11 protein-coding genes are annotated in these 11,956 nt (G+C 61.3%); 6 read left to right on the top strand and 5 right to left on the bottom strand.

Annotation, left to right across the window (positions count from 1 at the left end; all coding sequences use genetic code 11):
* Positions 1 to 106: 106 nt before the first annotated feature.
* A complete protein-coding gene (gene thiI, locus ACI7M0_RS24850; RefSeq protein ID WP_003249221.1) occupies positions 107 to 1,561 on the bottom strand; it encodes a tRNA uracil 4-sulfurtransferase ThiI in 1,455 nt (484 codons plus the stop codon).
* A gap of 450 nt (positions 1,562 to 2,011) precedes the next feature.
* Between thiI and glnA the strand changes: the two genes are divergently transcribed.
* From glnA to ntrC, 4 genes are all read left to right on the top strand, one after another.
* The gene (gene glnA / locus ACI7M0_RS24855) at positions 2,012 to 3,418 is read left to right on the top strand and encodes a type I glutamate--ammonia ligase (RefSeq protein WP_003249219.1); all 1,407 of its coding nucleotides are present in this window, start codon (positions 2,012 to 2,014) and stop codon (positions 3,416 to 3,418) included.
* 148 nt (positions 3,419 to 3,566) lie between these two features.
* Entirely contained in the window at positions 3,567 to 4,109 is a 543-nt protein-coding gene (gene aroQ, locus ACI7M0_RS24860; protein WP_104962703.1) for a gamma subclass chorismate mutase AroQ, read from the top strand.
* Between the two features lie 267 nt (positions 4,110 to 4,376).
* Complete coding sequence (gene glnL / locus ACI7M0_RS24865) at positions 4,377 to 5,462, top strand: nitrogen regulation protein NR(II) (RefSeq protein WP_010955600.1); 1,086 nt, start codon at positions 4,377 to 4,379, stop codon at positions 5,460 to 5,462.
* On the top strand, positions 5,459 to 6,895 hold the full coding sequence (gene ntrC, locus ACI7M0_RS24870; RefSeq protein WP_010955601.1) for a nitrogen regulation protein NR(I): 1,437 nt from the start codon (positions 5,459 to 5,461) through the stop codon (positions 6,893 to 6,895). The genes glnL and ntrC overlap by 4 nt, the downstream gene beginning before the upstream one ends.
* Positions 6,896 to 7,882: 987 nt before the next feature.
* On the opposite strand, the gene ACI7M0_RS24875 is transcribed toward ntrC, so the two are convergent.
* Positions 7,883 to 8,320, bottom strand: coding sequence for a hypothetical protein (locus ACI7M0_RS24875; RefSeq protein WP_129932733.1), 438 nt, complete (start codon positions 8,318 to 8,320; stop codon positions 7,883 to 7,885).
* On the opposite strand from ACI7M0_RS24875, the gene trmL reads away from it, so the two are divergent.
* Positions 8,319 to 8,780 carry a tRNA (uridine(34)/cytosine(34)/5-carboxymethylaminomethyluridine(34)-2'-O)-methyltransferase TrmL gene (gene trmL, locus ACI7M0_RS24880; RefSeq protein WP_003249209.1) on the top strand — a complete coding sequence of 154 codons (462 nt, stop codon included), beginning with the start codon at positions 8,319 to 8,321 and terminating at the stop codon, positions 8,778 to 8,780. The genes ACI7M0_RS24875 and trmL overlap by 2 nt on opposite strands.
* A 155-nt stretch (positions 8,781 to 8,935) precedes the next feature.
* Here trmL and secB read toward each other — a convergent pair whose 3' ends face one another.
* From secB to ACI7M0_RS24895, 3 genes are read right to left on the bottom strand one after another with little or no spacing between them, the layout of a single operon-like run.
* Positions 8,936 to 9,421: a protein-export chaperone SecB gene (gene secB, locus ACI7M0_RS24885; RefSeq protein WP_003249206.1), complete on the bottom strand. Its 486-nt coding sequence runs from the start codon at positions 9,419 to 9,421 to the stop codon at positions 8,936 to 8,938.
* 39 nt (positions 9,422 to 9,460) lie between these two features.
* Entirely contained in the window at positions 9,461 to 9,715 is a 255-nt protein-coding gene (gene grxC, locus ACI7M0_RS24890; protein ID WP_003249204.1) for a glutaredoxin 3, read from the bottom strand.
* Between the two features lies 1 nt (position 9,716).
* Positions 9,717 to 10,130 carry a rhodanese-like domain-containing protein gene (locus ACI7M0_RS24895; RefSeq protein WP_010955605.1) on the bottom strand — a complete coding sequence of 138 codons (414 nt, stop codon included), beginning with the start codon at positions 10,128 to 10,130 and terminating at the stop codon, positions 9,717 to 9,719.
* A 207-nt stretch (positions 10,131 to 10,337) separates the two neighbouring features.
* Between ACI7M0_RS24895 and gpmI the strand changes: the two genes are divergently transcribed.
* Positions 10,338 to 11,873: a 2,3-bisphosphoglycerate-independent phosphoglycerate mutase gene (gpmI, locus tag ACI7M0_RS24900; RefSeq protein ID WP_010955606.1), complete on the top strand. Its 1,536-nt coding sequence runs from the start codon at positions 10,338 to 10,340 to the stop codon at positions 11,871 to 11,873.
* Positions 11,874 to 11,956 lie beyond the last annotated feature (83 nt).

The following is an 11,956-nucleotide window of genomic DNA, read 5'->3' on the forward strand; positions in this document are numbered from 1 at the left end:
TCGGTTGCCGCCCAGTGTAGGCGGCCAATATGTACCGTTTAAGGCTCAGCGGGCCCGGCGGTCGGGAGGGCGATGGCGAATACTGCCGCCATACAGCCCCGGCGTCTTATGTCGGACGATAAACACGCACATTGGCATGTCCCTCACTGAGCAGATGGTGTGCGTGCAAACGGCTCATCACACCCTTGTCGCAATACAGCAAGTACTGGCGCGTGGGGTCCAGGTGCTTGAACTTGCTGTTGATGGCGTAGAACGGCATGGCCTGGACTTCGATACCTTCCAGCACCAGAGGTTCGTCTTCCTGGGCATCGGGGTGGCGAATGTCGATGACGATCTGGCCTGGCAGCGCCTCGGCCACTTCCTCGATTTCGATGTCCTTGCCCAGCTCATCGATCACATGGTCGATGGAAATGAACTTGGCGCGCTCGAGAGCGCGCTCCAGCACGGCCATGTCGAACTGCTTTTCTTCGTGCTCCATGCGGTGACGCTTGGCATGGGTGGTCGGGTTTACCGAGATCACGCCGCAGTATTCCGGCATGTGCTTGGCAAAGTCCGCGGTGCCGATTTCGGTGGCCTGGTCGATGATGTCCTGCTTGTGGCTGGCCAGCAGCGGGCGCAGCACCAGCTTGTCGGTGGCCGAGTCGATGATCGACAGGTTCGGCAGGGTCTGGCTGGACACCTGGGAAATCGCTTCGCCGGTCACCAGCGCGTCGATCTGCAGGCGGTCGGCCATATGGGCGGCGCCGCGCAGCATCATGCGCTTGAGGGTCACGCCCATGTAGCTGTTGTCGACCTTGTTGAGGATCTCGCCAACCACTTCTTCGAACGGCACGCTGATGAACAGTACGCGCTGGCTGCTGCCGTACTTTTTCCACAGGTAGTGGGCTACTTCCATCACGCCCAGCTCGTGGGCACGGCCGCCGAGGTTGAAGAAGCAGAAGTGGGTCATCAGGCCGCGGCGCATCATCTGGTAGGCCGCAACGGTGGAGTCGAAACCACCGGACATCAGCACCAGGGTCTGCTCCAGGGCACCCAGCGGATAACCGCCGATGCCATTGTGCTGGTTGTGGATCACGTACAGGCGCTGGTCGCGGATTTCGATGCGCACCAGCACTTCAGGCTTTTTCAGCTCGATCCCGGCGGCGCCACACTGCTGGCGCAGCTGGCTGCCGACGTAACGGTCGACGTCCATCGAGGTGAAGTCATGGTGGCCACCGCGCTTGCAGCGCACGGCGAAGTGCTTGCCGGCCAGCAGGTGGCCGAAGTGGTGCTTGCACTTGGCGACGATGTCGTCGAAGTCACCCAGCGGGTATTCCTCTACCTGCAGGAAGTGGGTGATACCCGGGGTGCAGGTGAGGCGTTCGATCATCTCGCGCTGGACTTTTTCGTCTTCGACGCGGGTGACCACCTCGAGATTGTCCCAGACACCATCGACCGCGAGCTCAGGGTCGAGATCCTTGAGCACGTTGCGGATGTTCTTGCCAAGCTGGCGGATGAAGCGCTTGCGCACCGGCCGGCTTTTGATGGTGATTTCTGGGAAGACTTTGACGATAAGTTTCATTGGTTAACAGCGCGCGCAGGGCCTGCCGAAAATGAGGGGCGCGAATTATATCGGAAATTGCTCAGGATTTGACCAACTTTTGATCAGAAGCTTTGAGATAAATGCAGAGGCCAGGTTTTGCAGTGCCTGTTCCGGCCCTTTCGCGGGTAAACCCGCCCGTAGGAGCGGGTTTACCCGCGAAGAGGCCCTAGAAGCTAGCACACCACTCACGTCACGCACCCAATTGGTGCGAGACGATCAAAAAACGCATCGTAAGGGTGCACTTTCACCCGCTAACCCAACGCCAAATGCCCGCAAACGCCCCCTTTTATCCCACCCTCGCCATTTTCGGGCACTGGCATGCAATTTGCTCCCTTGTGAGGCAGGTAAGCTTGGCCGACTATCCGCGCCCGGCAACACCCTTTTTCCAGGGCAGCGGCCCACCGCGCTCTAGACCATCCGGAGGACAACATGTCGAAGTCGGTTCAACTCATCAAAGATCATGACGTCAAGTGGATTGATCTGCGTTTCACGGACACCAAAGGCATTCAGCACCACGTGACCATGCCGTCGCGTGATGCGCTGGACGAAGACTTCTTCGAAGTCGGCAAGATGTTCGACGGTTCCTCCATCGCTGGCTGGAAAGGCATCGAAGCTTCCGACATGATCCTGATGCCGGTCGACGAAACCGCCGTTCTGGACCCGTTCACCGAAGAACCAACCCTGATCATCACCTGCGACATCGTCGACCCGTCGAGCATGCAGGGCTACGACCGCGACCCACGCGCCATCGCCAAGCGCGCCGAAGAGTACCTGAAGAGCACCGGCATCGGTGACACCGTATTCGCCGGCCCAGAGCCTGAGTTCTTCATCTTCGACGAAGTGAAGTTCCACTCGGACATCTCCGGTTCGATGTTCAAGATCTTCTCCGAGCAGGGCTCGTGGATGACCGGCGCTGACGTGGAAGGCGGCAACAAAGGCCACCGTCCAGGCGTGAAAGGCGGCTACTTCCCGGTTCCGCCGTTCGACCACGACCACGAAATCCGTACTGCCATGTGCAACGCCCTGGAAGAAATGGGCCAGACCGTTGAAGTTCACCACCACGAAGTGGCGACTGCCGGCCAGAACGAAATCGGCGTCAAGTTCAACACCCTGGTGAAGAAGGCTGACGAAGTACAGGCGCTGAAATACGTCGTGCACAACGTTGCCGACGCTTACGGCCGTACCGCCACCTTCATGCCGAAGCCACTGTACGGCGACAACGGCTCGGGCATGCACGTGCACATGTCGATCTGGAAAGACGGCAAGAACACCTTCTCGGGTGAAGGCTATGCCGGCCTGTCCGACACCGCCCTGTACTTCATCGGCGGTATCATCAAGCACGGTAAGGCCCTGAACGGCTTCACCAACCCGTCGACCAACTCGTACAAGCGTCTGGTCCCAGGCTTCGAAGCCCCGGTAATGCTGGCCTACTCGGCTCGCAACCGTTCCGCCTCGATCCGTATTCCTTACGTTGGCAGCCCGAAAGCCCGCCGTATCGAAGCACGCTTCCCGGACCCATCGGCCAACCCGTACCTGGCGTTCGCGGCCCTGCTGATGGCTGGCCTGGACGGCATCCAGAACAAGATCCACCCAGGCGACGCGGCCGACAAGAACCTGTACGACCTGCCGCCAGAAGAAGCCAAGAACATCCCGCAAGTGTGCGGCAGCCTGAAAGAAGCTCTGGAAGAGCTGGATAAAGGCCGTGCGTTCCTGACCAAGGGCGGCGTGTTCTCCGACGACTTCATCGATGCCTTCATCGAGCTGAAGAGCGAAGAAGAAATCAAGGTCCGTACCTTCGTACACCCGCTGGAATACGAGCTGTACTACAGCTGCTGATCTGATTGGCGCCTCGCGCCGATGACATGATCACAACGGCCTCCCTCGGGAGGCCGTTTTTGTTTTCATACATGCGAATCAGAACGCCCCTACAAGCAGCAGTTGGTCAACTGCGCACAATCCATTCTCCCTCTGTATGGAGAACACCATGCGCCTGGCCATCACGTCACTTTGCTTGCCGTTTGCCTTGATCGGCTGCATCGCTCCTGAAGCCTCCCAGCCTGAATTCAACCCACTCCTATCCAACATCGAGTACCGACTGGACCTGGCCAGCTCGGTTGCACTGCACAAGTGGGAACACAACCTTGCCGTAGCAGCGCCCGAGCGCGAGCGCGAAGTCCTTGCCCTGGTGCGCCAGCAGGCCGCCGACCATGACCTCAGCCCCGAACGCGCCGCAGCTTTCTTCAGCGACCAGATCGAGGCCAACAAGCTGATGCAGTACACCTTGCTCGATCGCTGGGTCACGCTAGAGCAGAGGCCATCAGCAGCCGTCCTTGATTTGGTCGACCAACTGCGACCTCGTCTGGACAAGCTTCAGGCAACGCTTCTATTCGAGTTGGGGCGCTTCGACCGGCACCCTCCAGAGGACTGCGCGCGTAAACTCGCCAACGCCCTGCACGCCCGCACCAATGACCCGATACGCCACCTTGCCCTGGTCCGCGCAACCGCACAGCTGTGTCCGAAACACTAGACGCGTCAATGCTCTATATTGGTGCATAACAACGCCTAACGCTCCGCCATGCACCCCAAAACAGGTCGCGCGGAGCGCCCGCTCAGCAAATTTTGATCCGATTGAGCGCAAATCCAGGCCTTTCTCAGCTATTTCCGCTTCTTTTCGGAGCCTTGGTTTGTTTCTTGCATTTTTTGCAGGAAGAGAGTCTCGCATCAGCGGATCCACAGCACGCCCGGATCTGGCCCCAAGTGCCAGGCAAGCGCCAAACGAGGTCAACGACGCCTTATGACCATCAGCGATGCACAGCACCGTCTGCTTCTGGACAACCTGACCACCGCCACGTTGCTGCTCAACGCCGAGCTGCGCCTGGAGTACATGAACCCGGCCGCAGAAATGCTGCTGGCCGTCAGTGGCCAGCGCAGCCATGGGCAGTTCATCAGCGAGCTGTTCACCGAATCGACCGAGGCGCTCAGTTCGCTGCGCCAGGCGGTCGAGCAGGCGCACCCGTTCACCAAGCGTGAAGCGCAGCTTACATCGCTGACCGGGCAGACCATCACCGTCGACTACGCGGTGACGCCGATACTGCATCAAGGCCAGACCCTGCTGTTGCTCGAGGTGCACCCGCGTGACCGGTTGCTGCGCATCACCAAGGAAGAGGCCCAACTGAGCAAGCAGGAAACCACCAAGATGCTGGTGCGCGGCCTGGCCCACGAAATCAAGAACCCCCTTGGCGGCATCCGCGGAGCGGCCCAGCTACTGGCCCGCGAACTGCCTGAGGAAGGGCTGCGCGACTACACCAATGTGATCATCGAGGAGGCCGACCGCTTGCGTAACCTGGTCGACCGCATGCTCGGCTCGAACAAGCTGCCGTCGCTGGCCATGACCAATATTCACGAAGTGCTGGAGCGGGTGTGCAGCCTGGTCGATGCCGAAAGCCAGGGGTGCATCACTTTGGTGCGCGATTACGACCCAAGCCTGCCGGACGTGCTGATCGACCGAGAACAGATGATTCAGGCCGTACTCAACATCGTGCGCAACGCCATGCAGGCGATCAGCTCGCAGAATGAGCTGCGCCTGGGTCGCATCACCTTGCGCAGCCGCGCGCTGCGCCAGTTCACCATCGGCCACGTGCGTCACCGCCTGGTAGCGCGGGTAGAGATCATCGACAACGGCCCGGGCATCCCGCCGGAACTGCAGGAAACCCTCTTCTATCCCATGGTCAGTGGCCGCCCGGACGGTACCGGGCTGGGCCTGGCCATTACCCAGAACATCATCAGCCAGCACCAGGGCCTGATCGAGTGTGAAAGCCACGCTGGCCATACCGCCTTCTCGATTTACCTGCCTCTGGAACAAGGAGCCACCGCCTCATGAGCCGAAGTGAAACCGTATGGATCGTCGACGATGATCGCTCCATCCGCTGGGTCCTGGAAAAAGCCCTGCAACAGGAAGGCATGACCACCCAGAGCTTCGACAGCGCAGACGGTGTCATGGGGCGCCTGGCACGTCAGCAACCCGACGTGATCATTTCCGACATTCGTATGCCTGGCACCAGCGGCCTCGACCTGCTGGCGCAGATCCGCGAGCAGCACCCGCGCCTGCCGGTCATCATCATGACCGCCCACTCCGACCTGGACAGCGCCGTGGCCTCGTACCAAGGCGGTGCCTTCGAGTACCTGCCCAAGCCATTCGACGTCGACGAAGCGGTATCGCTGGTCAAGCGCGCCAACCAGCACGCCCAGGAGCAGCAAGGCCTGGATGTGCCACAGAACCTGGCGCGCACCCCGGAAATCATTGGTGAAGCCCCGGCGATGCAGGAGGTGTTCCGCGCCATCGGCCGCCTCAGCCACTCCAACATCACCGTGCTGATCAACGGCGAGTCCGGCACCGGCAAAGAACTGGTGGCCCACGCCCTGCACCGGCACAGCCCACGCGCAGCATCCCCGTTCATTGCCCTGAACATGGCTGCCATCCCCAAGGATTTGATGGAGTCGGAGCTGTTCGGCCATGAGAAAGGCGCCTTCACAGGTGCTGCCAACTTGCGTCGCGGCCGTTTCGAGCAGGCCGATGGTGGCACGCTGTTCCTCGACGAAATCGGGGACATGCCTGCCGACACCCAGACCCGCCTGCTGCGTGTGCTGGCCGATGGCGAGTTCTACCGCGTGGGCGGCCATGTGCCGGTCAAGGTCGACGTGCGCATCATCGCCGCCACCCACCAGAACCTGGAGTCACTGGTGCAGGCCGGCAAGTTCCGTGAGGACTTGTTCCACCGCCTGAACGTGATCCGTATCCATATTCCGCGCCTGGCCGACCGCCGCGAGGATATCCCCGCCCTCGCCCGCCACTTCCTTGCCCGGGCGGCCCAGGAGCTGGCAGTCGAGCCGAAGATCCTCAAGCCGGAAACCGAAGAGTTCATCCGCAACCTGCCATGGCCTGGCAATGTGCGGCAGATGGAGAACACCTGCCGCTGGATCACCGTGATGGCCTCCAGCCGCGAAGTGCTGATCGGCGACCTGCCACCCGAACTGCTGAACCTGCCACACGATGCCGCGCCAGTGACCAACTGGGAGCAGGCCCTGCGCCAGTGGGCCGACCAGGCCTTGGCGCGCGGGCAGACCAGCCTGCTGGACAGCGCAGTGCCGAGCTTTGAGCGGATCATGATCGAGACGGCACTCAAGCACACCGCCGGCCGCCGTCGCGATGCCGCGCTGTTGCTAGGTTGGGGGCGCAACACCCTGACACGCAAGATCAAGGAGCTGGGGATGAATGTGGCTGGTGGGGATGATGAGGAAGGTGATGACCACTGAGCGCTGAATTAGCCTTCTAGATTGCTGGGGCTGCTTTGCAGCCCATCGCGACACAAGGCCGCTCCCACAGGATCGCCTCTGCCCCCAAGGCTGATGCGATGGACACACATCGGGGTCGTCGTAGGAGCGGGTTCACCCGCGAAGAGGCCGGGCCTGCTGGCCAATCTCCACCAGCCGTTCAGCGTTGCCGCCACCACCGTATTCGCGGGTAAACCCGCTCCTACCACGGCGGTGGGCACACATCGGGGTCGTCGTAGGAGCGGGTTCACCCGCGAAGAGGCCGGGCCTGCTGGCCAATCTCCACCTGCCGTTCAGCGTTGCCGCCATCACCGTATTCGCGGGTAAAACCGCTCCTACCACGGCGGTGGGCACACATCGCGGTCGTCGTAGGAGCGGGTTCACCCGCGAAGAGGCCGGGCCTGCTGGCCAATCTCCACCTACCGTTCAGCGTTGCCGCCGCCACCGTATTCGCGGGTAAACCCGCTCCTACCACGGTGTGGACACACATCGGGGTCGTCTTAGGAGCGGGTTCACCCGCGAAGAGGCCGGGCCTGCTGGCCAATCTCCACCTGCCGTTCAGCGTTGCCGCCGCCACCGTATTCGCGGGTAAACCCGCTCCTACCACGATCCTGTGGGAGCGGCCTTGTGTCGCGATGGGGCGCAAAGCGGCCCCAGCCATTTCAGCCCTCTGAATGCACCGTTCCTGTGCCCGCTGCACCTCTCGAAGGCACAAATCCCCTCAAAATCCGGCCAAATCACCCGCAAAGCCCAGTATTCACGGCTTTTGCAAAACTGGCACGCCCCCTGCAATAAGCAATACATCTCCAGTTTCGGGGGCCCTGGTACAGGCAGGCCGGGTGAACCCCTCTTTTATTTGCAGCACCGCCGCTTTTGGGGACCTCGGTACAGGCAGGCCGGGCATCCCCCCTTTATACGCAGTACCCCTTTTGGGGACCCTGGTACAGGCAGGCCGGGATATCCCCTCTTTTATTCGTGCAGTTTCACTTGCACCCGCCAGCGCCCAGCGTCCTCTGCACCGGCCCATTCGCCGTGCAGGGGGCGCGCGGCCACCACCGTCAGCAACAAACCTTCCTCGCTGTGCTGTACCCGCCAGCTCACCGGCTTGCCCTGCAGGCTGAGCTGCCCTTGCTGAGCCTTGCCCCGGGCCTGGAACAGCAACGCCACCGTCCCTTCCACGTTCTCGCCATGCAGCTTGGGCTCTTCGTTGAACCACAGCTCCAGGCCATCCTGCATCACTTGCACCTGCTGCAGTTCACGCTCGTCCGGCGTAGTCAGGCGACCGATCATCAGCCCTACCATCAAGCCGACGATCGCCAACGACAGCATCACCCGTGGGAAGGCCTTCGAACGCACGTCCGGTTCAGGGGTAGAATGCCCGTCATCTTCACGTTTGGAGCCGTGCATGTTTCACGTCATCCTTTTTCAACCAGAAATTCCGCCGAATACCGGCAACATCATTCGTCTATGCGCCAACAGCGGCTGCGCCCTGCACCTGATCGAACCCATCAGCTTCGAACTGGATGACAAGCGCCTGCGCCGCGCAGGGCTGGACTACCACGAGTATGCCACGCTCAAGCGCCACGAGAGCTTGGCCGGATGCCTGGAAAGCCTTGGCAACCCACGGTTGTTCGCCTTTACCACCAAGGGCTCGCACCCGTTCCACGAAGTGGCCTTCCAGCCGGGCGACGCCTTCCTGTTCGGGCCAGAGAGCCGCGGGTTGCCGGCCGAGGTGCTGGACAGCCTGCCGGCCGAGCATCGCCTGCGCCTGCCGATGCGGCCGGGGTGCCGTAGCCTGAACCTGTCCAATACGGTGGCGGTGACGGTGTATGAGGCGTGGCGGCAGAACGGGTTTGCCGGGAGCTGATGTGTTGCCTGTGCCGGCCTCTTCGCGGGTAAACCCGCTCCTACGCAGGTCGAGAGAACGGCGCGATCCCCTGTAGGAGCGGGTTTACCCGCGAAGAGGCCCGCACAGGCAACAAAAAAGCGCCCCGAGAGGCGCTTTCTTTATACCGGCAGTAATTACTGCACAGTAGGCGCTTCACCCGCTTCCTGCATACGCTGCATTTCTTGCGCGTACAGGGCGTCGAAGTTGACCGGCGACAGCATCAGCGCCGGGAACGAACCGCGGGTCACCAGGCTGTCCAGGGCCTCACGGGCATAAGGGAACAGGATGTTCGGGCAGAACGCACCCAGGGTGTGGCTCATCGAAGGCGCATCGAGGTTGGCGATCAGGAAGATACCGGCCTGCTGCACTTCAGCAATGAAGGCCACTTCGTCACCGTTCTTGACGGTAACCGACAGGGTCAGCACGACCTCGTGGAAGTCGCCTTCCAGGGATTTCTGCTTGGTGTTCAGGTCCAGGGCAACGCTCGGTTCCCAGGTCTGACGGAAGATCTGCGGGCTTTTCGGGGCCTCGAACGACAGGTCGCGCACATAGATGCGTTGCAGGGAGAACTGAGGGCTGTTGTCTTCTGCAGCAGCGCCGTTGGTCTGTTGGTCAGTCATGTCAGATCCTTATCCTAATGTTTTTGAATGCAGTGCAAATCAGGCCGCCAGCAACGCGTCGAGCTTGCCCGCGCGCTCCAGGGCATAGAGGTCATCGCATCCACCGACATGGGTGCTGCCGATCCAGATCTGCGGCACCGACGTGCGGCCGGCTTTCTGACTCATCTCGGCGCGAACCTGCGGCTTGCCGTCGACCTTGATTTCCTCGAAGGCCACGCCCTTGCTCTCGAGCAGGTACTTGGCGCGCATGCAGTAGGGGCAGTAGTCGCTGGAGTAGACGATGACAGGCTTCATATCACTTCACCAGGGGCAGGTTATCGGCTTTCCAGCTGGAAACGCCACCGCTCAGTTTGGCGGCGTTGTAACCAGCTTTGAGCAGCTCGCGGCAAATGGTGCCGGACTGCTGGCCCATCGCGTCGACGACGATCAAGGTCTTTTCTTTATGCTTGCCCAGCTCGGTCATGCGGTTGGCCAGCTTGTCCTGCGGGATGTTCACCGCACCGACGATATGACCGGCGGAGTATTCCTTGGCCGGGCGAATGTCGATCACCAGGGCCTTCTCGGCATTGACCAGGGCTGTCAGTTGGCCATTAGTCAGGCTTTGGCCACCACGACGGATTTCATTGATGAGCAGCAGGACCAGCAGAATGAGGAAGATCGCAACCAGGATGTAGTGATCTGTCGCGAATTGAATCAGGTGAGCAACCATCAGCGGTGTTCCAGGCGATTGAAAATGCCGGCCAGTATACACAGCCCCTTGGTGCCACCAAAGCCCGACGGGCCGGCCACAAAACCACCTTCATGTTGCCACCACAGGTGCGCCGGTCGGTGGAATGGGACGAATATTCGCCGCAGGTGGCGTATTTGCCCTAAAATGCGTGTCTTTATCATCTTTGAACAACCGTGAGTTTGATTGATGACGAGCACGCCCAAACCCCTGGTCCTGATTATCCTGGATGGCTTCGGCCATAGCGATATCCCCGAACACAACGCCATCTTTGCCGCCAATAAACCGGTCTATGACCGCCTGTGCGCCACCCAGCCGCATGGCCTCATTTCCGGCTCGGGCATGGATGTCGGCCTGCCGGACGGGCAGATGGGCAACTCCGAAGTCGGTCATATGAACCTCGGCGCAGGTCGCGTCGTGTATCAGGACTTCACGCGGGTGACCAAGGCCATCCGCGACGGCGAGTTCTTCGAAAACCCGGTACTGACCGGTGCTGTGGACAAGGCAGTCGGTGCTGGCAAGGCCGTGCACATCCTCGGCCTGCTGTCCGATGGTGGCGTACACAGCCACCAGGACCACTTGGTGGCCATGGCCGAACTGGCCGCCCAGCGTGGCGCCGAAAAGATCTACCTGCACGCCTTCCTCGATGGCCGCGACACCCCGCCACGCAGCGCGCAGTCGTCCATCGAACTGCTCGACGCCACCTTCGCCAAACTGGGCAAGGGCCGTATCGCCAGCCTGATCGGCCGCTACTACGCCATGGACCGCGACAACCGCTGGGACCGCGTCAGCGCTGCCTACAACCTCATCGTCGACAGCGCTGCCGAGTACACCGCTGACACAGCCCTGGCAGGCCTTGAAGCAGCTTACGCCCGCGACGAAAGCGACGAATTCGTCAAGGCCACGCGCATTGGCGAAGCCGTCAAGGTCGAAGATGGCGATGCCGTGATTTTCATGAACTTCCGCGCCGACCGTGCTCGCGAGCTGTCGCGTGCATTCGTAGAACCAGACTTCACGGAATTCGCCCGTGCGCGCCTGCCGAAGATGGCGGCGTACATCGGCCTGACCCAGTATTCGGCGAAGATCCCGGCACCAGCAGCCTTCGCCCCGTCCAGCCTGAACAACGTGCTGGGCGAATACCTGGCGAAGAACGGCAAGACCCAGCTGCGCATCGCCGAAACCGAGAAATACGCCCACGTCACCTTCTTCTTCTCGGGTGGCCGCGAAGAGCCGTTCGAAGGCGAAGAACGCATCCTGATCCCGTCGCCGAAGGTCGCCACCTATGACCTGCAACCGGAAATGAGCGCACCAGAGGTGACCGATCGCATCGTCGAAGCCATCGAACAGCAGCGCTTCGACGTCATCGTGGTCAACTACGCCAACGGCGACATGGTCGGCCACACCGGCGTGTTCGAGGCAGCGGTCAAGGCCGTCGAAGCACTGGATACCTGTGTAGGGCGCATTGTCGACGCACTGGACAAGGTCGGCGGCGAAGCGCTGATCACCGCTGACCACGGCAACGTCGAGCAGATGGAAGACGAGTGCACCGGCCAGGCGCACACCGCGCACACGACCGAGCCGGTACCGTTCATCTACGTGGGCAAGCGCAACGTGAAAGTGCGCGAGGGCGGCGTGCTGGCCGACGTGGCGCCGACCATGCTGAAGCTGCTGGGGCTGGAAAAGCCGGTGGAAATGACCGGTACTTCGATTCTGGTCGACGCCTGAATGTCGAAAGGGGCTGCGTTGCAGCCCCAATTGCACATGAATTCCAGACAAACGCCCCCCTGCATCCGCAGCGAGGCGTTTTT

It is taken from the genome of Pseudomonas sp. 10(2024) (assembly GCF_045164175.1).
In the GTDB taxonomy this organism is placed as follows: domain Bacteria; phylum Pseudomonadota; class Gammaproteobacteria; order Pseudomonadales; family Pseudomonadaceae; genus Aquipseudomonas; species Aquipseudomonas alloputida.